Source organism: Mediterraneibacter glycyrrhizinilyticus, assembly GCF_015560805.1.
GTDB classification, from domain to species: domain Bacteria; phylum Bacillota; class Clostridia; order Lachnospirales; family Lachnospiraceae; genus Schaedlerella; species Schaedlerella glycyrrhizinilytica_A.
Window position 1 is genome coordinate 340,869 of the sequence record NZ_JADMSO010000002.1, and the last position, 20,218, is coordinate 361,086.

General features: G+C 48.2%; 16 protein-coding genes. 12 read left to right on the top strand and 4 right to left on the bottom strand.

The genetic code is table 11. The features are described 5' to 3' along the window. Positions 1–3 precede the first annotated feature (3 nt). The 5 genes from I2H87_RS03535 to I2H87_RS03560 are packed head-to-tail and all read left to right on the top strand — an operon-like array spanning position 4 to position 6,323. The gene (locus I2H87_RS03535; protein WP_022151954.1) at positions 4–834 is read left to right on the top strand and encodes an ABC transporter permease; all 831 of its coding nucleotides are present in this window, start codon (positions 4–6) and stop codon (positions 832–834) included. Beyond that, a complete protein-coding gene (locus I2H87_RS03540) occupies positions 819–2,657 on the top strand; it encodes a dipeptide ABC transporter ATP-binding protein (RefSeq protein ID WP_243273864.1) in 1,839 nt (612 codons plus the stop codon). Before I2H87_RS03535 ends, I2H87_RS03540 begins: the two co-directional genes overlap by 16 nt. A 21-nt stretch (positions 2,658–2,678) precedes the next feature. Continuing rightward, positions 2,679–4,322 carry a peptide ABC transporter substrate-binding protein gene (locus I2H87_RS03545; RefSeq protein ID WP_195609342.1) on the top strand — a complete coding sequence of 548 codons (1,644 nt, stop codon included), beginning with the start codon at positions 2,679–2,681 and terminating at the stop codon, positions 4,320–4,322. Positions 4,323–4,347: 25 nt separating this feature from the next. Next, positions 4,348–5,442 carry a bifunctional adenosylcobinamide kinase/adenosylcobinamide-phosphate guanylyltransferase gene (locus I2H87_RS13970; protein ID WP_330611463.1) on the top strand — a complete coding sequence of 365 codons (1,095 nt, stop codon included), beginning with the start codon at positions 4,348–4,350 and terminating at the stop codon, positions 5,440–5,442. Between the two features lie 11 nt (positions 5,443–5,453). Beyond that, a complete protein-coding gene (locus I2H87_RS03560) occupies positions 5,454–6,323 on the top strand; it encodes a YitT family protein (protein WP_022151701.1) in 870 nt (289 codons plus the stop codon). A gap of 54 nt (positions 6,324–6,377) precedes the next feature. Here I2H87_RS03560 and I2H87_RS03565 read toward each other — a convergent pair whose 3' ends face one another. Further along, positions 6,378–7,727 (bottom strand): MATE family efflux transporter, encoded by a 1,350-nt coding sequence (locus I2H87_RS03565; RefSeq protein ID WP_195609343.1) that lies wholly within the window; start codon positions 7,725–7,727, stop codon positions 6,378–6,380. Between the two features lie 295 nt (positions 7,728–8,022). On the opposite strand from I2H87_RS03565, the gene I2H87_RS03570 reads away from it, so the two are divergent. The 5 genes from I2H87_RS03570 to I2H87_RS03590 all read left to right on the top strand — a co-directional run bounded on the left by I2H87_RS03570 (position 8,023) and on the right by I2H87_RS03590 (position 14,739). Further along, the gene (locus I2H87_RS03570; RefSeq protein ID WP_195609344.1) at positions 8,023–9,603 is read left to right on the top strand and encodes a glucose-6-phosphate isomerase; all 1,581 of its coding nucleotides are present in this window, start codon (positions 8,023–8,025) and stop codon (positions 9,601–9,603) included. Between the two features lie 575 nt (positions 9,604–10,178). Continuing rightward, positions 10,179–12,086, top strand: coding sequence for an endonuclease MutS2 (locus I2H87_RS03575; RefSeq protein WP_195609345.1), 1,908 nt, complete (start codon positions 10,179–10,181; stop codon positions 12,084–12,086). A 94-nt stretch (positions 12,087–12,180) separates the two neighbouring features. Beyond that, on the top strand, positions 12,181–12,828 hold the full coding sequence (locus tag I2H87_RS03580; RefSeq protein ID WP_044954857.1) for a precorrin-8X methylmutase: 648 nt from the start codon (positions 12,181–12,183) through the stop codon (positions 12,826–12,828). A 4-nt stretch (positions 12,829–12,832) separates the two neighbouring features. Continuing rightward, on the top strand, positions 12,833–13,315 hold the full coding sequence (locus tag I2H87_RS03585) for a precorrin-2 dehydrogenase/sirohydrochlorin ferrochelatase family protein (protein ID WP_009267575.1): 483 nt from the start codon (positions 12,833–12,835) through the stop codon (positions 13,313–13,315). Beyond that, positions 13,312–14,739, top strand: a complete 1,428-nt coding sequence (locus tag I2H87_RS03590) for a phospholipase D family protein (RefSeq protein WP_009267574.1) — start codon at positions 13,312–13,314, stop codon at positions 14,737–14,739. Before I2H87_RS03585 ends, I2H87_RS03590 begins: the two co-directional genes overlap by 4 nt. Before the next feature lie 120 nt (positions 14,740–14,859). On the opposite strand, the gene I2H87_RS03595 is transcribed toward I2H87_RS03590, so the two are convergent. The 3 genes from I2H87_RS03595 to I2H87_RS03605 are packed head-to-tail and all read right to left on the bottom strand — an operon-like array spanning position 14,860 to position 18,185. Continuing rightward, positions 14,860–16,938 (bottom strand): DUF6449 domain-containing protein, encoded by a 2,079-nt coding sequence (locus I2H87_RS03595; protein ID WP_009267573.1) that lies wholly within the window; start codon positions 16,936–16,938, stop codon positions 14,860–14,862. Beyond that, complete coding sequence (locus tag I2H87_RS03600) at positions 16,913–17,815, bottom strand: ABC transporter ATP-binding protein (RefSeq protein WP_009267572.1); 903 nt, start codon at positions 17,813–17,815, stop codon at positions 16,913–16,915. The genes I2H87_RS03595 and I2H87_RS03600 overlap by 26 nt, the downstream gene beginning before the upstream one ends. After that, positions 17,808–18,185 carry a GntR family transcriptional regulator gene (locus tag I2H87_RS03605; RefSeq protein WP_009267571.1) on the bottom strand — a complete coding sequence of 126 codons (378 nt, stop codon included), beginning with the start codon at positions 18,183–18,185 and terminating at the stop codon, positions 17,808–17,810. Before I2H87_RS03605 ends, I2H87_RS03600 begins: the two co-directional genes overlap by 8 nt. A gap of 140 nt (positions 18,186–18,325) precedes the next feature. On the opposite strand from I2H87_RS03605, the gene I2H87_RS03610 reads away from it, so the two are divergent. After that, positions 18,326–19,675: a bifunctional folylpolyglutamate synthase/dihydrofolate synthase gene (locus tag I2H87_RS03610; RefSeq protein ID WP_195609346.1), complete on the top strand. Its 1,350-nt coding sequence runs from the start codon at positions 18,326–18,328 to the stop codon at positions 19,673–19,675. Next, positions 19,653–20,207, top strand: coding sequence for a GTP cyclohydrolase I FolE (folE, locus tag I2H87_RS03615; protein WP_009267569.1), 555 nt, complete (start codon positions 19,653–19,655; stop codon positions 20,205–20,207). Before I2H87_RS03610 ends, folE begins: the two co-directional genes overlap by 23 nt. Positions 20,208–20,218: the final 11 nt, after the last annotated feature.

Here is a 20,218-nt window from a genome sequence, read left to right on the forward strand (position 1 = left end):
AGGATGAAACGAAAAGATCGGCAGAAAGCAGAAAGTAATTTCATATTGAAAACAGGAGTGATCCTTTTGGCAATGCTCACACTTCTGGCAGTACTGGTTCCGATTTTCTCCGGACAGTCCTATGCGGAACAGAATCCGGATCTGCAGAATCTCGGAAGTTCCGCGGCACATCTTTTCGGGACGGACAAATTTGGACGGGACTTATTCGTGCGTGTCTGGTATGGAACACGGATCAGTCTGTTTGTCGGGATCGGCAGTATGGCGATCTGCGGGGCAGTGGGGATCGTGATCGGAGCGGCTGCGGGATATGCGGGAGGGATCATCGATCTTCTGCTGATGCGTCTCGGAGATCTGGTCGATGCGGTTCCGTCTCTTCTTTATGTGATATTGATCACATTGACATTCGGCGCCAATGCGGGAAGTATCCTTTTGGGGATCTGTATTTCGGGCTGGGTGGAATCGGCGCGGATCGTCCGCGCCGAAGTACAGCGTGTGAAGACACTGAATTTTTGTGAGGCTGCCCGGATCCTGGGAGCGGGACCGATCCGGATCCTGCGAACACATGTGCTTCCGAATGCGTGGGGACCGGTGATCGTTTCCCTGACGTTCTTTATACCGAAAGCGATATTTACCGAAGCATTTTTGAGTTTTGTAGGTGTGGGGATCGAGGCGCCACAGGCGAGTCTCGGCAGTCTGATCCAGGCGGCAAGAAGTCAGATGCGTCTTTACCCCTCACAAATGTTATATCCGATCCTTGTTCTGAGTCTTTTGTTGATCTCGCTGCACTTGATCGGAGTCGGTCTGGAACAAAAGGGAGGATGGAACAGAAGATGAAAGAAGAACTGCTTTTCGTCAGGCATCTGCATGTGGAATTTCAACATGGCGGTCAAAAAGAAGAAGCGGTGCGCGACGTCAGCTTTGACGTGGGATGCGGCGAGATCGTCGGAGTGGTCGGAGAATCCGGGTCCGGGAAAAGTACCGTGATGCGCGCAGTTCTCGACGTTCTTCCGCAGGATGCCGACGTATCTTATGAACAGCTTTGGATCCGGGGAGGAAAATCCTCGGCTGCGATGGTGTTTCAGGATCCGTCTGCCTATCTGAATCCGACGATCAAAGTAGGCAGACAGTTGATCGAAACAATTCTTCTGCATCCGGAACCTGTGACGGAAAAAGCAACACAGCAGCAGAAAAAAAACAGTCGGAAACGTGCGTGGGAGCATGCGGAAAAACTGTTGGAGATGACCGGGATCCGGAATCCGGAAGAAATAATGAAACGGTATCCGTTTGAACTTTCCGGCGGGCAGCAGCAGCGGATTGTGCTTGCGATCGCATTGGCATGCCGCCCGTCGCTGTTGATCGCGGATGAGCCGACAACCGCTCTTGACGTCACGGTACAGCGGCAGATTTTAGACCGCCTGAAGCGGATCGCGGAAGAGACGCACACATCGGTTTTACTGGTCAGCCATGATCTTGGAGTCGTTGCGGCACTGGCGAAGAGAATCCTTGTGATGAAAGACGGAGAGATCATTGAAACGGGAACGGCAGAAGAAATTTTTCATGAAGCAAAAGAACAATATACGAGAGAACTGGTGGAAGCGGCAAGGAAACATGGCAGCCGGTCGCAGGATAAGCACAGGATTTCAGAAACGATCCTGTTTCAGGCGGAACATCTCTCCTTTCAATATACAAAATTTCATTTTTTGAAAAAAAAATCGACGGAAGCAGTGCAGGATGTTTCGTTTTTTTTGCGAAAAGGGGAATCCTATGGGCTGGTCGGGGAGAGCGGGAGCGGAAAAACAACGCTTGCAAGAATGATGACCGGAATTATAGAACCGTCGGCGGGACAGATTTTGTATCTGAAAGAGCGATGGAAATCTTTACAAAAAGGCAGGAGCAAAGCGCAGTGTCAAAAAATCCAGATGGTTTTTCAGAATTGTGCGCAAGCATTGGATCCGAAAAGAACGATCGGAGAAGCCTTATCGGAACCGCTTGAGATCTGGGGCGGTGGCATGCAGGATGTGTGGAAGACAGAAGCAGCGGAAATGCTTTTCAAAGTAGGATTGGAACCGGAGATCCTTGAGAAATACCCGGGGGAGCTCTCCGGCGGACAGCGGCAAAGGATCGGGATCGCGAGAGCATTGATGCTGAAGCCGGAACTTCTCGTATTGGATGAACCGGTATCCGCGCTGGATGTGACGGTACAGGAACAGATCTTGCAATTATTGGAACGTCTGCAAAGAGAACAGGAGCTGACTTATTTTTTTATTTCCCATGATCTGAATGTCGTGAGGCGGATTTGTGACCGGATCGGCGTTCTTTACAATGGGAGGCTTGTGGAAAGCGGAGATGCAGAACAACTTTACAGGGAACCATGGCATCCGTACACAAAAGAATTGATGCTTTCGACGTTGACTGCCGATCCGAAGAAAATGAGAAGACGGCGAAATGTTCCCGGGCTGACGTCAGGAGGCGGTACAGGCAGTGGGGAGGAAAACGGCTGTCCTTATGCCAACAGGTGTGGATATGTGATGGAGTGTTGTAAGAAAGAACGACCGGAACTTTACCGGTTTGAAGATCGGGAAGTGGCATGTTTCTTGTATTCGGAACAGCACAGCGGAAAACGAAGCAAAGAGTACCGGATGGCTTCCCAGATTTGAATGAGAAGAAAGGAACAAAGAATGTACAAGATCGGGAAAAACGCGGGGAAGAAATGGATAGCGGCAGTGATGGCGGCGTTCGTGACTGTGGCAGCGGCAGCAGGGTGCGGCAAAACGGACAAAGCCGGAGCAGAAGAACGAAAAGAGAGAAACAGTATCACCGTCGCTGCGAGCAGCGATACCGGTTCGATGGATCCGGCAGGCAGTATTGCCCTTACCTATCTGACGTATTCGGTATCGGCGCTGGACGAATTATTGACATTTGATGCGGACGGAGAGATCGACTACCGGGCGGCAGAGTCCTACGAAGTCAATGAAGATTCGACGGTCTGGACGTTCCATCTGCGGGAAGAAGCGGCGTGGTCGGACGGGACGCCGGTGACTTCGGCGGATTTTCTGAATACGATGACGCGGGCGCTGGATCCGAAAAGCGGGAGCGGCTATGCAAATTATCTGTTTCCGATCCGGAATGCCGAGGCGATCTACAACGGAGAGATGGAGAGCGGAGAACTCGGAGTGGAGACGCCGGACGACTATACGCTGATCTTTTATCTGGAAAAACCGTGCGTCTATTTTCTGGATCTGCTGCGGCTTCCGGTCTATACACCGTCCTGCAGTACCTATGCAAAAGAAACCGGAAGCGGCTGGGATACCGATCCAAAGACAAGTGTATCGAACGGTCCGTTTTATCTTGCGGAATATGTACCGGAACAGTATATGACGCTTAAAAAAAATGAATCGTACTGGAATGCGGATGCCGTTTCATTGGATGAGATCACCTATCGTTTTTTTGACAGTCAGGAAGCGATGCTGTATGCTTACGAAAGCGGAGAAGCAGATGCGGCGACCGGACTGCCGTCCACGGTGATGAGCCTGTATGAGGGAAAAGAAGATCTGGAGATCACGGAGACGATCGCGACCCGGTATATTTACCCCAATCTGAATGTAGAGCCGTTGCAGGACGTCCGGGTCAGAAAGGCGATCAGTCTGGCGCTGAACCGGGAGAATCTTTGTCAGGCTGTGGGCGGCGATACGGAGCCGACGGTCAATTTTATCGCGGCGTATATGAAAGATAAGACGACCGGAAATTATTTTATCCAGGAAGCGGAACCACCGTTTCAGGAAAATGTGAAAGAAGCACAGAAACTTCTTGCAGAAGCGGGATACCCAAACGGGGAGGGATTTCCGGTGCTGACGTATAACTATCCGACGTTGGAGATGGATTCGGACACGGCGCAGGTGCTTCAGGAACAGCTGAAAAAAAATCTGAATATTGAGATCAAGCTCAATGCACAGGAATTACAGGTGAACTATTCCGAGCGCCGGGCAGGGAATTTCGATCTGTGTCGGATGAACTGGACCGCAGATTTTGCGGATCCTTATACGTATCTGTCGATGCTGTTGTCCAACAGCACCTATAACTGCAGCGGAATTCAGGATGCACAGTATGACGCTTTGGTGGCGGCGTCCGATACGGAAACAGATCCGGCAAAACGGGCGGAGCTGATGCATCAGGCGGAGCGCCTTGCCGTAGGAGAACAGTTTTATGTGATCCCGCTTTATTCGATGAAGAGCTGTAATCTGATCCGGCCAAAATTGGAGGGGATCACACAGATCGCGGCAACCGGAGCGTTGGAATACCGCTATGCAAAGTGGGCAGATTAAACGGAAGCAAAGAAAGAGGAGCAGAATGTTATATTTGGTGACAGGAGGAAGCGGAAGCGGGAAATCGGAATATGCGGAAGCATTGGTGCAAAAATTACGCGGAAAATCCGGTCAGGAAGCCTCAGACGAGGAAAAACAAGGATCTGACGACGGAGTCTGGTATCTCGCCACAATGATCCCTTACGGCGCGGAGACGGAAAAAAAGATCGCCCGTCACAGGAAGATGCGGAAAGACAAAGGTTTTTTGACAAAAGAATGTTATCTGGATCTGAAAGGATTTGTGCGTGAGGAAGAAATAAAAGGAAACAGACCATCCGTCGTCTTGTTGGAATGTATGTCAAATCTGACTGCCAATGAAATGTTTGAGGAAACGGGTGCAGGAAGCGGCGCATTTGAGGCTGTCAAAGAGGGTATCGAGGCATTGTGCGATTTCTGCGGACAGGTTGTCGTTGTGACAAATGAAGTCTGCTCGGAGACCGCACAGGACAGCCCGGAGATGTACCGGTACAAAGAACTGCTGGGAAAGATCAACTGCTGGATGGCCAAACGGGCTGTTCAAGTGACGGAAGTAGTCTATGGAATCCCGTTGTCTGTCAAAGAAAAAGAAGTCTTTTTGGGGAGTAGGGAACGAAGTCCGGAGAGTGACGTTTGGATGAAAGAAGAAATGGTAAAACAAGAAAAAAGAAAGGGAGTTCACCTGATCGTCGGCGGAGCATTTCAGGGGAAAACAGCGTATGTCAAAAGCGCGTATCCGGATCTTCGGTGGTGCGACGGCTCAGTCTGCAAGATGGATGATATATGGGAGGCGGAGGGCATCCTGCATCTGGAAGCATGGATTTCCCGCTGGATGCGGGGAGAAGAAAACAAAGCGCGTCAGCAGAAAGAAAAGATAAGCTGTCAGGCGGAAGAGGAAGTCGGGCGGCTGGTCAGACGGCTGATCGAGACGAATCCGGACCGGGTGATCGTGTGCACGGAAATCGGATACGGTCTGGTTCCGGTCGATGCATTTGACCGGGCATACCGTGAGACGGTCGGAAGAATCTGTACCGGACTTGCCGGGAAAGCGGCAGCGGTGGATCGGATCGTATGCGGGATCGATACAAGGATAAAAGAGATGTGAGGGAAAAGAAAATGGAGACACAGATAAAAACAAAAAAGATCAATTATGGAGATCTGATAAAAGAGACGGTGATTTTGACCGCGGCGGTGGCAGTGATCTCTGCCGCAGTTTATTTTTTTCTTGTGCCGAGCCAGACGTCGGTGAGCAGTATTTCGGGATTGGGGATCGTGCTTTCCAATTTTATCCCGCTGCCGTTGTCGGCGATCACGATGGTTTTAAATGTGGTGCTTTTGATCATCGGATTTCTGACGTGCGGAAAAGAATTCGGTGTGAAAACGGTTTATACGAGTATCGTACTGCCGTTATTTCTGGCGTTATATGAAAAGATATTCCCGGATTTTGAATCGATGACGGCAAGTCCGGAACTGGATGTGATCTGTTATATTTTAGTGGTAAGTGTGGGATTGAGCATTTTATTTAACCGGAATGCGTCGTCCGGCGGTCTGGATATTGTGGCGAAGATCATGAATAAATATCTGCACATGGAACTTGGAAAGGCAATGTCTTTATCCGGAATGTGCGTGGCGCTTTCTTCTGCGCTTGTCTATGACAAAAAGGCGGTTGTACTGAGTATTCTCGGAACGTACTTCAACGGGATCGTGCTGGATCATTTTATTTTCGGACAAAACCTGAAACGGAGAGTCTGCATCATCACAAAGAAAGAGAATGAACTGCGTCAGTTTATTCTTCATGAACTGCACAGCGGCGCCACGGTCTATGAAGCGATCGGAGCTTACAATATGCAGAAACGAAATGAGATCATTACGATCGTAGATAAAGGGGAATACCAGAAATTGATGGATTATATCAACCGGGAAGATCCGGAAGCATTTATTACGGTTTATACGGTGTCTGAGATGAGGTATCGCCCAAAACGATGAGAAGAATAAAAACCCCTTTCCGACTTCTGAAAAGGAGAAGCGGAAAGGGATTTTTTATTGCTTTGTCTGAATCTTTTTTAAAATCCGTGTTACCATCCATACACAGTAGAAAAGAGCCAGCGCCCATGCAAGCGGATTGGAATAGCAGATCGCGGTGTATCCGAAGAAAGAAACCGCGAACCATCCGCCGATGCCGCGCCCGATCAATTCTCCAATTCCGGAGAGGATCGCCTGTATGCTGTATCCGAGTCCCTGAAGCACGTTCCGGAAGATCATCAGAGATCCATGGAATATAAAAAGCATGCTGATGATCGCAAGGTATTGGATCGCGAGCGCAGATACTTCCACGCTTTTGCTGCCGAGAACAAGTTCTACAAACCATCCTTTGCAGAAGAAAATCAGGATCCATGCGAAAATACAATAAATTCCCTGGATCAGAAGACCATTCTTAATTCCGCTTTTGATCCGGTCGATCCGTCCGGCGCCGTAGTTCTGACCGGTGTAAGTTGCCATCGCCATACCGATGCTTTCCATCGGGAGTGTGAACATCTGACGGATCTTCTCTCCGGCAGTCTGTGCGGCAACGGCAACACTTCCCAGCAGATTGATCGCATTCTGCATGATCACGGCTCCAATGGCGGAAACGGAATATTCAAATCCCATCGGAAGTCCGATCACACAGAGTTGCTTGATATGGAATCCGGAAAGCGCAAAATCCTTTCTTCGGATTTCAATCAGTTCGATTTTGTTTAAAAGCCACCATGTATTTAACAGTCCGCTGATCAGCTGGCTGAAAACGGTCGCCCATGCGGCACCGTCTACGCCCATATGGTAATGGACGATCAGCAGATAATCGAGCAGGATGTTCAGCAGGCTGGAGATCAGCAGAAAATAAAACGGGTGTCTGGAATCTCCAAAGGCACGCAGCGCGCTTGCCGAATAGTTGTACAAAATACTTGCCGGTATTCCAAGAAAAATGATGCGGATATAGGTGAGCGCCATTGGGAAAAGATCGTCCGGCGTATGTACGAGCTGTAAAAGCGGAGCGGCAGCAAAAAACATGACGACCGTCAAAAGCAGAGCCATCATAAGACAGAGCCACATGCCATTCCAGAGATACCGGTGGATATCATCGCGGTTTTTCGCGCCGAAGCTCTGGGCGATCGGAATACCGAAGCCGATACAGGCACCCTGTACGAATCCCAATGTCAGAAAATGTAGGGAATAGGTGGAACCGACCGCACCCAATGCGGAAACACCGAGGAACCGTCCTACGATCACTGTATCCGCAAAGCTGTACAGTTGCTGAAATAATGTGCCGAATACGAGCGGCAGCGAGAAAAGAAAAATCTGAACCAACGGATTACCGGTGGTCAGATCCATTGTACGTTTGTTCTTCTTCATGATATGTCATACCCCTCATTATGAGTTTTATTTTTTACAATGCCGGCAGGAGGAACGATAAAATTCCTGCCGACCGGCATGGAAGAAAATATATGTGCATTTTCATTATTATAAAGAAAGCGGGAAAAAAGTAATAGAAAAATTTTGAGGAATATCCCGAGAGTTTTTGGATGGAAACGGAAAACAGATGGCGAATATTCTGTACGGAATTCTGTGTGCCGGCATTGAATTTTGAGGGCTTTCAGAGTATAATCATTGTTGTGACGAAATTTACGACCAAAGGAGAGAGACAAGTATGACAAATTGGAAGAATTTAGATACTCTGGCTTCCTATGAAGAGATGAAACATGCAGAACGTGTAAACCTTGCAGAGGTGATGAGCGGTGAGAACGGCGCAAAGCGTGTTCAGGCTTACAGTGTTTTGATGGCGGCAGGGCTTACATATAATTACGCGGCAAAGCAGGTGGATGAGAACGTACTTTCCGTACTTTCCAAACTTGCGGATGAGGCGCAGCTGACAGAAAAATATAAAGCGTTGTATAACGGAGAGGTGATCAATACAGGAGAGAAACGTCTGGTACTTCATCAGTTGACACGGGGACAGCTCGGAGATACGGTTGTTGCCGATGGTGTGGACAAACGGGCGTTCTATGTAGAACAGCAGGAAAAGATCGCGGAATTTGCAAAGAAAGTACACACCGGAGAGATCGCCAATGCGGCGGGTGAAAAATTTACGACTGTCGTACAGATCGGAATCGGCGGAAGCGATCTGGGACCGAGAGCGATGTATCTGGCATTGGAGAACTGGGCAAAGAAGCACGATACATTTAAGATGGAAGCAAAATTCATCAGCAATGTAGACCCGGATGATGCGGCAGCAGTCCTGAATTCGATCGACGTGGCACATTCGATCTTCGTGCTTGTTTCCAAGTCGGGAACGACGCTGGAGACACTGACCAATGAATCTTTCGTAAAAGACGCATTGAAGAAAGCAGGACTGGACGCATCCAGACATATGATCGCCGTGACAAGCGAGACCTCTCCGCTGGCAAAGAGCGAGGATTATCTGGCGGCATTCTTTATGGATGATTATATCGGCGGACGCTTTTCTTCCACATCCGCAGTGGGCGGAGCCGTACTTTCCCTGGCGTTCGGACCGGATGTGTTCGCACAGTTTTTGGAGGGCGCCGCAGAAGAAGACCGTCTGTCCATGAAAGAAGATCTGCTGGAAAATCCGGCGATGCTGGACGCGCTGATCGGCGTCTACGAGCGGAATGTTTTGGGTTATCCGGCGACGGCCGTTCTTCCGTATTCCCAGGCATTGAGCCGTTTCCCGGCACATTTGCAGCAGCTGGATATGGAATCCAACGGAAAATCCGTAAACCGTTTCGGGGAACCGGTATCGTATCCGACCGGTCCGGTGATCTTCGGTGAACCGGGAACGAACGGACAGCATTCGTTTTATCAGCTTCTTCATCAGGGAACCGATATCGTGCCGCTTCAGTTTGTCGGATTTAAGAACAGCCAGATCGGCACGGATGTTGTGATCGAAGACAGTACAAGCCAGCAGAAGCTTTGTGCAAATGTTGCCGCACAGATTGTTGCGTTTGCATGTGGAAAAGCAGATGAGGATAAGAACAAGAACTTTGAGGGAGGACGCCCGTCCAGCATGATCATCGGAGAACAGCTGGATCCGAAAGCATTGGGCGCGCTTCTGGCTCATTTTGAAAATAAGATCATGTTCCAGGGATTTGTATGGAATGTCAACAGCTTCGATCAGGAGGGCGTACAGCTCGGAAAAGTACTGGCAAAACGTGTGCTGGCACATGAGACAGACGGTGCACTGAAAGCATTCAGCGATCTGTTGAATATTTAGCGGCTGAATCTTTCATTCGGGAGCTGCTTTCGGGAGTTGCTTCATATTTTAAGCTTGACTTTTCGGAAAATTTCAGGTTATAATGGGCGAGGTCGAAAAGACGGTAAGTAAGAATCAGAGAATATAAAAGGCAGGTGTGTGGATGTCCAGCGTGGCAGGTAGATAACAACAAAGAAAAGTAAGGGGAAAGGCACATAAAAGGTGCTTTGTTCGTGATACCTTTTTCTATCACGATCCCATTCGTTGTTTCTGTCAGGCTGGTGACATACACGGTTCTCATCAGATGTGTTCGTGAAAAGAATGCGTCCGCCTTTTATGCGTGTGAGATAAGGAGAGTATGTCATAGGGATGTACTCTCTTTTTGTATAGGTGAAGAGCCAAAGTCCGGGCTTGCCCGAGACCTTGGCGACTGCTTACAATCCCGGAATGTGCCTTTTGGCACTTTCGGCGATTTGTGTGCAAGAACGGTATTGTTCTGCAGGGAGATTCCTTTTTTGAAGCAGATGAAAAAGCGGACAGAAACAGTAAAAAGTGAAATAAAAAAGAAAAACAAAAAGCAGACAAGGAGTTTCGAAATGAACAATACAGAAAAACAGTTAGAATTTGACAAAGTAAAAGCAGTTTGGAAAGAACTGGCCCTTACGGAATATGCAAAGAATAAAATAGCGGAAATGAGACCGATCCTCTCGGAGAATGAATTATCAGCGGCAATACGTGAAACGTCGGAGTCAAAAATTTTGATGGAAAAGAATGGATTTCCGCCTTTGGATTCGCTTCAAGGGTTAAAAGAATGGGTGATGATCGCCGAAAAAGGAGGCTGTCTGAGTGCAGAGCAGCTGGAGGGTGTGGAGATGGCGCTGACTGCGGTGTCAAGATTAAAAAAATATCTGGAACAGGGAAAAACTTATGAGATTTCCCTGGCATATTATGAGGAAAATCTGGATCCGCTGACAGAAATCCGGGACAGGATCCGGATGCAGATCCGCAGTGGAAGAGTGGATGATCAGGCGTCCAAATTACTAAAAACGTGCCGAAATCAGATTGAAAAGGAAGAGGATGCCATGCGGCAAAAGGCAGACCGGGCGATGCGGGCGGGAAAGTCCTACATGGCAGACAGCTTCAGTACGATCAGGAACGGACATCTCTGTATTCCGGTAAAAAAAGAATATAAGAATAAAGTGGCAGGGATCGTGATCGACCAGTCTTCGACAGGAAATACCGTGTTCATGGAACCGGCGGCGGTTTCCAGACATTATGAGGAAATCCAGCTTCTTAAGATCCGGGAAGAAAATGAAGAGAGACGGATCTTATATGAATTGACGGCATATATCCATGACAATGCAGAGGTCATCGAACAGAATATCCGGATGATCGAGAAACTGGATTTTATTTTTTCAAAAGGGAAACTGAGTCTGGAATGGGACGCGGCGGAGCCGAAGATCAATACGGAGCGGAAAATCGTATTGGAGGACGGAAGACATCCGCTGATGGAGCGAAAAAGCTGTGTGCCGCTTCAGTTTTCGATGGGAGAGGGGACTCGCGGTGTTGTGATCACCGGTCCAAATACCGGAGGGAAAACCGTGGCGATCAAAACGGTTGCGCTCAATTGTATGATGGCGCAGTGCGGACTTCATGTGACGTGCCGTCGGGCCATGATCTGTATGAACAGCAGTTTCCTTTGTGATATTGGGGATGGACAGAACTTATCCGAGAATCTGTCTACATTTTCCGCACACATCGCAAACGTATTGGATATCCTGCGCAGGATCAACGGAGAAAGTCTTGTGATCATGGATGAATTGGGATCGGGAACAGATCCGACGGAGGGAATGGGAATCGCGATCGCGATACTGGAAGAGTTGAAAAAGAGCGGCGCGCTGTTTCTGGTGACGACCCATTACCCGGAAGTAAAACAATATGCGGAACATACCGACGGGATCGTCAATGCGCGGATGACATTCGATAAAGAAAGCCTGAAACCATTGTATCAACTGGTGATCGGAGAAGCCGGGGAGAGCTGTGCGTTCTATATTGCAGGACGGATGGGAATGCCGAAAACGATGCTGGAAACCGCTGCAAAAGCAGCGTATAACGGAACGCTTCCGGAGGAGTTAAAGCAGCTTTGTAATGAAGAGACGTTGAAAAAGACCCATGTGGCGAAAGTGCAGAAACGAAAGACAAAGACAGCACAGGAAAGCAAAAGCTATGCGTTTCGGATCGGAGACAGCGTGATGATCTATCCGGATAAAAAAATCGGGATCGTCTGCCAGACGGCGAATGAAAAAGGAGTGCTCCGTGTGCAGATGCCGCAAAAGAAGATTTGGATCAATCAGAAGCGGGTGAAGCTGCAGGTGGCAGCCGATCAGCTCTATCCGGAAGACTATGATTTTTCTATTGTATTTGATACGGTGGAGAACCGGAAACTTCGTCATCAGATGGATCGTGGAAAATGTGTGGACGGTGAAATCCGCATTGTGCTATAATGAGGACAATTGTTAATTGTAAAAAAGAAAGTAGATGAAAAGTATGGCAGAACGTGAAAAGATCAACTTGGAAGTAACAGAAGCAAGGGAAGAGATGACAGGAGAGATTCCGGCAGAGATCGAGCAGGTGCTTCCGGCGGAGATTGAAAAAAGAAGTTTCGAGATCATCACGGAAGAGTTGGGAGAAATAAAATTGATTCCGGGTACCGAGCCGATCGTGAAGCGATGTATCCATACGAGCGCAGATTTTGATTATGCGAAAAATCTTGTGTTTTCGGAGCATGCAGTGGAAAAAGCGCTCTCGGCGATTCGAAACGGCGCGTCGATCGTGACGGACACGCAGATGGGAAAATCCGGCATCAACAAAAAGAAGCTGGCGCAGTACGGAGGAAAAGTCCACTGCTTTATGTCGGATGAGGACGTTGCCGTCTGGGCAAAGGAGCATCAGACAACACGGGCGGTGGCAAGCATGGAGAAAGCGGCGGCGCTTCAGGAACCTCTGATCTTTGCGATCGGGAATGCGCCGACAGCGCTGATCCGTCTTTACGAGCTGATCCGGCAGGGGCGGGTTTGTCCGGAGCTTGTGATCGGAGTTCCGGTCGGATTTGTCAATGTAGTGCCGTCGAAAGAATTGATCTTAACATTGGATGAGACGCCGTATATTGTGGCGCGGGGACGGAAAGGCGGAAGCAATATTGCGGCATGTATCTGCAACGCATTGCTCTATATGCTGGAGGCATGAGAAAATGAAAAATTCATATTTTCCGATGTTTGTGGATATATCCCGGTTTAGAATCCTCGTGGCAGGAGGCGGGAAGATCGCTGAGAGACGGGTGAAGACGTTATTGAAGTTTCAGACGGACGTGACGGTCATTGCGCCGGAGGTGACGGAAGAACTGCAGAAGCTGGCAGATGCGGGCAAACTGATTCTTCATCGAAAAATGTATGAAGAGAAAGATCTGGAACAGATGGATCTTGTATTTGCTGCAACGGACAAAAAAGAAGTCAATCAGACGATCGTACAAGACTGTGCCAGACGGGGAGAAGCAGAACAGCGACGCATCCTTGTGAATACAGCGGATGATAAAGATGCATGTGACTTTTATTTTCCGGCGGTCGTACAGGAGGAAGAACTTGTGGTCGGAATCAATTCCGGCGGCGCAGATCCGGGCAGGACGCGCAGAGTGAGGGGGAGAATAGAACAATTATTCAGGGAGGAAACATTATGAACTGGAAAACGATTCTCTCGTCGGTGCGGAAGCTGCCGGTAAAAAGAATACTGCTTGTGATCCTGCTTCTTTATATCGCGGCGCTTGTCGTTCCGTATATTCCGCATAAAAAAGTATCGGAAACCTTTCAAAAGCATTTTCAGACACGGACGTTTTATCAGGAGCAGACAGGAACGGAGCGGGTGGCATATATCAATGATAATACCGATGCACTGCTTTGCCGTCTGCGTATGATCGAGGAAGCGGAGGACGAAATTATTGTGTCCACATTTGACTTTAATGCGGATAAAGCCGGAAAAGATATGATGTCGGCGCTTCTTTGCGCAGCCGACCGCGGCGTTTCCGTGAAAGTGATCGTGGACGGATGCAGCGGCTTTCTGGATATGCGCGGAAATGAATGGTTTCAGGCGTTGACAGCCCATGAAAATGTGGAGATGCGGATCTACAATCTGGTGAATCTGCTGAAGCCGTGGACATTGCAGGCAAGGATGCATGATAAATATGTGATCTGTGACCGGAAGATTTATCTGCTCGGAGGAAGAAATACGGTGAACCTGTTCCTGGGAGATTATTCTTCATCCAAAAATATTGACAGGGAACTGTTGATATATGAGCCGGATGTGGACGGGGATTCCTCCGTGAATCAGCTGCTGTCTTATTTTGATACGGTGTGGAATCGCCCGGAAAGTAAAGAATATCTTTGCAAAGACCGTACGAAAGAAGTAAAAGACTGTGCGGAAAAATTAAAAAAACGCCGGGAACAGTTGATGGAACTCTATCCAGAAGCTTACCGGGAATGGGACTGGAATGCTTACACGATGGAGACAAATCAAGTATCCTTGCTATATAATCCGGCGGAAGCGGCGAATAAGGAACCGTGGATGTGGTATTCGCTCAATCAGTTGATGCAGGATGGAAAGCAGGTGACGGTCTACACGCCGTATATCATCTGCGGAAAAGAAATGTATCAGGATCTGGAAAATCTCCGGGATTCGGACGTTTCGGTGGAGATCATCACAAATGACGTGGCAAGCGGCGCGAACCCATGGGGATGTACGGATTATCTGAACCAGAAAGAGAAGATCCATGCGACAGGCGTGAAAGTGTATGAGTTTATGGGAAAGCATTCCTGTCATACAAAGGCGGTTCTGATCGATGACCGGATGAGTATCGTCGGCTCTTACAATATGGATATGCGGAGCACTTATCAGGATACGGAACTGATGTTGGCGGTGGATTCGAAAGAACTCAACGCCGTGATTCGGGAAGAAGCCGAACGGGATAAGACATACAGTAAAACAGTAGAAGAAGACGGAACGTACTCTTACGGAGAAAATTATGAAGCAAAAGAACTCAGCACCGGAAAAAAAGTATTTTATGGTGTACTCCGGGTTGTGACGATTCCGCTGAGAAGATTTTTATAATGAGAGAACCACCCGCAGAGAACCGGATGAAAATACCGGATCCTGCGGGTGGTTCTCTCATTAGAGCCTTTTATGGTTCCATCGTGGTCGGAGAATCCTGCCGGATGAAGTTCTTATTTATCATACCAATGGATAGTAGATCGGATAAGGATAAGCCGTATGGGAAAGCTCTATATATTGCCGGGGCAAATCTTTTCCGCCGAGGATCCCCGGACACGGATAATGCAGCTGATCCAGCAGATCCTGCATTTCTTCCGGGTCTGTGATTGCCTGCAGTGTTGTAGGCTCTGATTCATCCAGATTGGATTCCAGATCCATATGCTGCACATCGGAAAGTGCAATTTCCCGTCGGATCGTATATCCGTATTCGCTTAAAAGATCCAAAGTGTTCGTGAAATTTTCGTAAATATACATTTGGGACATCGGGGCAAGGTAAGTCACGCTTTCTATGGAATCTTCTGAAATCAGATCATTGCCGGCATGGTAGTTTGTGGGAAATCCAGCGGTCAGCTCGGCGATCGGATATTCTGTCTGCAAAATCCGGATGTCGGTTTTCAGGATATCCTGTTCATAAGCGTGAAACAGTTCCGTTTTTTGTTCGGAAGAAAGAGAAAGTGTCTGAGGTACCTGATAAATATCCGTCAGTTTGACCTCGGAGACTTTATCCGTGTCCAGTTGGAAAACAGGAAACAAATTTTTTCGATAAGTTTCATTTTTGCAGAGTGTCTCCAGGGAATCCAGTACGGCGTTTTTGGAGACCGCGTAATCCCGGTAAACAGGCATTCCATATTTTGGCGTAAAACGGATGCTGATCTGCATATAGTCGTCTGCATATTCCTCGTAAATGTCTTCTGTTTTGATCCCGTTTTTATAATTCTGCACCCCATCTTTGGCAAGTGCAAGAAGCGGATCAGGGGCTGTCACTTGGAGTTCTTTTTCATCCAGAAGCCCATAAGATTTCGTTCCGTTTCCATCATTATAATAGGTAAAGTAGTTGGAAAAACTGTCTGCGGTAAAGGCAATGCTTTTTAATTCGCTTTCTTTTGGAAGCCATGTGTTGTAGCCGAAAAGGTCAAAATGCAGGATGACGAGGATTCCGGCAACAGTTACGATCGACAGAAAGGAAGATACTTTTCCGTGTGTGACCTGTTTTAAATCTGTGTGATAAATAAATTCCGTGATCCCACACAGGAGGACAACCGATAGCAGGCTGATCAAAATTACCCATGTATCGGAATTGTTTCCATAAAAGGAAGCGACAAAAAGTCCAAGGGTCAAAGAGGCAGGCACTGCGGCAAAAAACTTGATCCATCCGGCGAAAAACGGATAAGAAAGCGCAGTTCCCGCAGTTTCCGATCCACGCTTTTGGTACAGGAAGTATGCGGCAACCCATGTAAGGACGATCCAGACTGCCGCTGCAAAAAGAGCGGAGAGCAACAGGGAAATCCGGTCTGTGCCCTCAAACCATCCGGTTTGTGCATACAGATGGGAATACAATCCGATCGGAGATAAAAAATTCCTGATCAGGTCGGCGCTTCCGGCGGCAGACGCATGGTAGGTGTCAAAAAAATGCGATGGGAGCGCATTGGACAGCGAGGCGATCATTTCGGTATAAACGTATAATACGATTGCGGCAAGTATGCCGGAGATCAGTTTGCCTGTCAGCATCATTGCAACGATGGCGGCCTGGTATAGGATCAAAAATCCAAGGATACATCCAAGCATCGACAACAGGCAGTCCGCGATGGAAATGCAGCTTCCGATTCCCATCGCATAAGCCGTTGCGATCGTACCGATGCAGGCAAGCAGATATGGAACAAGAAACAAGATCAATCCGCCGGTGTATGAGATCAGGAAAAGCTGCCTGCGAGCCAGAGGAAGACTATGGAAAAAATCAGTCTCTTCTGATCTGTGAAGATAAGAAAATCCACTGACTGCACAGCATAAAGCGAGCAGGACCACAAGAACTGCAAACAGAGGATTTTCCAACCCGTTCAAAAATCCTGCAAAATGCAGATTTTCCAGAGAGGCTACATCGGCTTTCGGAGAGTGAGCGGAACCGGAAAGAAGCGTTTCGATCCGCATCGCGGTCCAAAGCGTCTGCATGGAAAACATCAGGATCATGGAGACTGCCAGAAGCCAGCCTCTCCTGCGGATGTTTTCCCGTATGAATTTAGAATAAGAGATCTTTGACGTCATAGCCTTCTACCTCCATTTCACTGATAAAGATTTCTTCCAAAGATAAGGGCAGGATTTCTGCAAACAACGGCTCTGTCTCGTTGACACGTCTTAAAATATCCTCCCGTAAACCACGGGCAGTGATCGTGAGGAGAGAACCGCTTTTCTCGTACTGCAGGATTGGAAGCCGGGACAGAAGCTGTTCCTCTTTTGCCGGATCCGGGATGACACATTGTACTTTGCAGAGATTGCATTTTAACGTGTCCAGATCCTGTGTGAACAGAAGATGACCGTTGTGGATCAAACCAATCTGATCGCAGATGTCTTCCAATTCGCGCAGACTGTGCGAGGCGATGATCGGTGTGAAGTTCCGGTTGAGCAGTTCGGAAGCAAAGAGGCTTTTGACTGCCTGACGCATGACCGGATCCAGTCCGTCAAATGTCTCGTCACAGAGCAGATACTGTGTTTTCGTGCAGATCCCGAGCAAAAGAGAAACCTGTTTCTTCTTTCCTTTGGAAAAGGTTGCAAGTTTCTGATCTTTTGGAATCCCGAATTTCTCCATCAGACTGTAAAATGCGGCGCTGTCAAAGTCCGGGTAAACCATTCTGTAATAGCGGCACATTGTATTGGCGGTCGCATTTGGAAAAAAGAAAATGGAATCCGACAGAAAGCAGATCTTTTGTTTGACGGACGGATGTTCAAAAATATCTTCGTCATCCAGTGTGATCGTTCCTGAATCCGCTTTCAAAATGCCGGAGATCAGGCGCAGAAGCGTACTTTTTCCGGCGCCGTTGCTGCCTACAAGTCCAAAGATCAGACCCTCACGGATCGTGGCGCTGACCTGATCGACGGCACAAAGTTTAGAAAAAGATTTGGTTACATTTGTTAATTCAATCATGGGACACCTCCGTGTGGTAAATTTCCTCTATGAGTCTGTGGCACTCTTCTTCTGAAATGTCGAGCTCCCGGGCATGGCTTACAAGTTCTTTCAGATCAGCCTTGCATCGGTTCTGCTTTTCGCAGATCTGTGTGTGGACGTCGGCTACAAAGTTCCCCCGTCCTTTTACGGAAAAGATATAGCCTTGCTGCTCCAACATGGAATAGGCTTTCTGGATCGTATTCGGATTAAGGGCAAGGTCGACGGCAAGCGCCCGCACGGATGGCATCTGACTCCCGGAGGGGAGGATCCCCTTGATGATCAGCATCTGAAACCGTTCTACGATCTGTTCATAGAGTGGAAGCCGGCTCGTATAATCGATGGTAATCATTTCAATTCTCCCTTCTACTGTTTTTTGAAGAAGTGTATTAACTGTAATAGTACACTCAAAGTAGCATAAGTTTTTCAGAAAGTCAAGGAAAATACTTGTGAGAATAAAGAAGAAGTGATATTATGGACAGCGAATGAAAGATGGAAAGGAAGAAAATCGTGACATATAAAGAAGCAAGGGTATATTTGGACAACGTGTCGAAATACGGAAGTGTACTTGGCTTGGATACGATTCGGAATTTGCTGCATGAACTGGAAGATCCGCAGGATACTCTTTCGTTTATCCACATTGCAGGGACGAACGGGAAAGGATCGGTACTGGCGTATCTCTCTTCAATTTTTAGTGCTGCCGGATATCGGACGGGGCATTATATTTCGCCGACTGTCATGGGGTATCTGGAACGGATCCAGATTGACGGCAGATGGATTTCCGAAGATGTATTTGCAGAATTAGTGGAAGAAGTTCAGAGAGCTGTTGCGCGTATGGAGGCAGAGGGAAAACAAAGCCCGACTGTATTTGAGATCGAAACCGCAATAGCTTTTTTGTATTTTAAAAGAATGCACTGCGATCTGGTCGTACTGGAGACCGGTCTGGGCGGGGCGCTGGATGCGACCAATATTGTAAGCAATGTAAAAGCGGCTGTATTTACTTCGATCAGTCGGGATCATATGGGCGTGCTTGGGAATACATTAGAGGAAATTGCAGCGAACAAAGCGGGGATCATCAAACCGGACTGCATGGTGATTTCGTCGGCACAGGAGCCGGAAGTACATGAAGTGATTAAAAAATGTGCAGAGGAAAAGGGCTGTTCTTTGATTTTTACCGAGCCGGAAAAGATTCAGATTGAAAAAGAAACTTATCGTGGACAGACGTTTTCATACAAAGGAACGGAAGCATTGTCGATCCGTCTTGCCGGACGGCATCAGCTTCTCAATGCGATCACAGCATGGGAGGCGGCGCGTGCTTTTGGAATCCCGGAAGATGTGATACGGCAGGGACTTTATAAGGCAGAGTGGATCGGACGCTTCACGACGATCTGTGAAGAACCGCTGTTTTTGGTGGACGGCGCGCACAATGCAGATGCGGCAAAAAGGCTGAGGGAATCGTTGGAGACATATTTCCCGGGAAAACGCCTGATCTGTATTATGGGAGTGTTCCGGGATAAGGAGTATGAAGAGATCGCAAAGATCATGCTGCCGCTTGCAAAGCAGGTTTATACTGTGAACCTGCCGGATACAGAGCGGACGCTTCCGGCGGGGGGGTTAAAACAGACATTGGATGAACTCAAAGCGAAAGAGGGACTCTTTGTACAGGTGCAGGCAGCAGGAGCGGTGGAAACAGCGGTGGAACTGGCGGCAGCAGATGCGGGAAAAGAGGATATTATATTGGCATTCGGATCGCTTTCTTATTTGGGAGAAGTGATCCGATGTGCGGAGAATATTTTGGGAGAAAGGGGAGGAAGTGAGAATGATCGATCAGGAGAAAATTAAGCAGGCAGTCCGACTCTTATTGGAGGGGATCGGGGAAGATCCGTCCAGAGAGGGGCTGGTCGAGACGCCGGAGCGGATCGCCCGGATGTATGAGGAGATTTACGGCGGGCTTACCGAAGACGCGGGTGTGCATCTGGCGAAGACCTTTACAGTGGAACATAGCGAGATGGTCTTAGAAAAAGATATTACTTTTTATTCTACCTGTGAACATCACCTGCTCCCGTTTTATGGAAAGGCTCATATCGCCTATATTCCGGACGGTCGGGTTGTCGGTCTCAGCAAACTGGCACGGACTGTGGAAGTTTACGCGAGAAGACCGCAGATCCAGGAGCAGCTTACCGGGCAGATCGCAGATGCGTTGGAGAAATATCTGGAGCCAAAAGGGGTTATGGTAATGATCGAAGCCGAACATATGTGTATGACGATGCGCGGGATCAAAAAGCCGGGAAGCAAGACGGTAACGGTGGCAAAACGCGGTGTATTTGCAGAGGAGGAAGCTTTGCAGAATACATTTTTCAGAATGCTTTCGTAAAGGAATGATGG

What these genes read in the sequence shown, in the direction of transcription:
- I2H87_RS03575 (WP_195609345.1), top strand. Translation starts at nt 10,179, where the DNA reads ATGAACAATACAGAAAAACAGTTAGAATTTGACAAAGTAAAAGCAGTT.
- I2H87_RS03570 (WP_195609344.1), top strand. Translation starts at nt 8,023, where the DNA reads ATGACAAATTGGAAGAATTTAGATACTCTGGCTTCCTATGAAGAGATG.
- folE (WP_009267569.1), top strand. Translation starts at nt 19,653, where the DNA reads ATGATCGATCAGGAGAAAATTAAGCAGGCAGTCCGACTCTTATTGGAG.
- I2H87_RS03535 (WP_022151954.1), top strand. Translation starts at nt 4, where the DNA reads ATGAAACGAAAAGATCGGCAGAAAGCAGAAAGTAATTTCATATTGAAA.
- I2H87_RS03590 (WP_009267574.1), top strand. Translation starts at nt 13,312, where the DNA reads ATGAACTGGAAAACGATTCTCTCGTCGGTGCGGAAGCTGCCGGTAAAA.
- I2H87_RS03580 (WP_044954857.1), top strand. Translation starts at nt 12,181, where the DNA reads ATGACAGGAGAGATTCCGGCAGAGATCGAGCAGGTGCTTCCGGCGGAG.
- I2H87_RS13970 (WP_330611463.1), top strand. Translation starts at nt 4,348, where the DNA reads ATGTTATATTTGGTGACAGGAGGAAGCGGAAGCGGGAAATCGGAATAT.
- I2H87_RS03545 (WP_195609342.1), top strand. Translation starts at nt 2,679, where the DNA reads ATGTACAAGATCGGGAAAAACGCGGGGAAGAAATGGATAGCGGCAGTG.
- I2H87_RS03600 (WP_009267572.1), bottom strand. Translation starts at nt 17,815, where the DNA reads ATGATTGAATTAACAAATGTAACCAAATCTTTTTCTAAACTTTGTGCC.
- I2H87_RS03540 (WP_243273864.1), top strand. Translation starts at nt 819, where the DNA reads ATGGAACAGAAGATGAAAGAAGAACTGCTTTTCGTCAGGCATCTGCAT.
- I2H87_RS03565 (WP_195609343.1), bottom strand. Translation starts at nt 7,727, where the DNA reads ATGAAGAAGAACAAACGTACAATGGATCTGACCACCGGTAATCCGTTG.
- I2H87_RS03595 (WP_009267573.1), bottom strand. Translation starts at nt 16,938, where the DNA reads ATGACGTCAAAGATCTCTTATTCTAAATTCATACGGGAAAACATCCGC.
- I2H87_RS03605 (WP_009267571.1), bottom strand. Translation starts at nt 18,185, where the DNA reads ATGATTACCATCGATTATACGAGCCGGCTTCCACTCTATGAACAGATC.
- I2H87_RS03585 (WP_009267575.1), top strand. Translation starts at nt 12,833, where the DNA reads ATGAAAAATTCATATTTTCCGATGTTTGTGGATATATCCCGGTTTAGA.
- I2H87_RS03560 (WP_022151701.1), top strand. Translation starts at nt 5,454, where the DNA reads ATGGAGACACAGATAAAAACAAAAAAGATCAATTATGGAGATCTGATA.
- I2H87_RS03610 (WP_195609346.1), top strand. Translation starts at nt 18,326, where the DNA reads ATGGAAAGGAAGAAAATCGTGACATATAAAGAAGCAAGGGTATATTTG.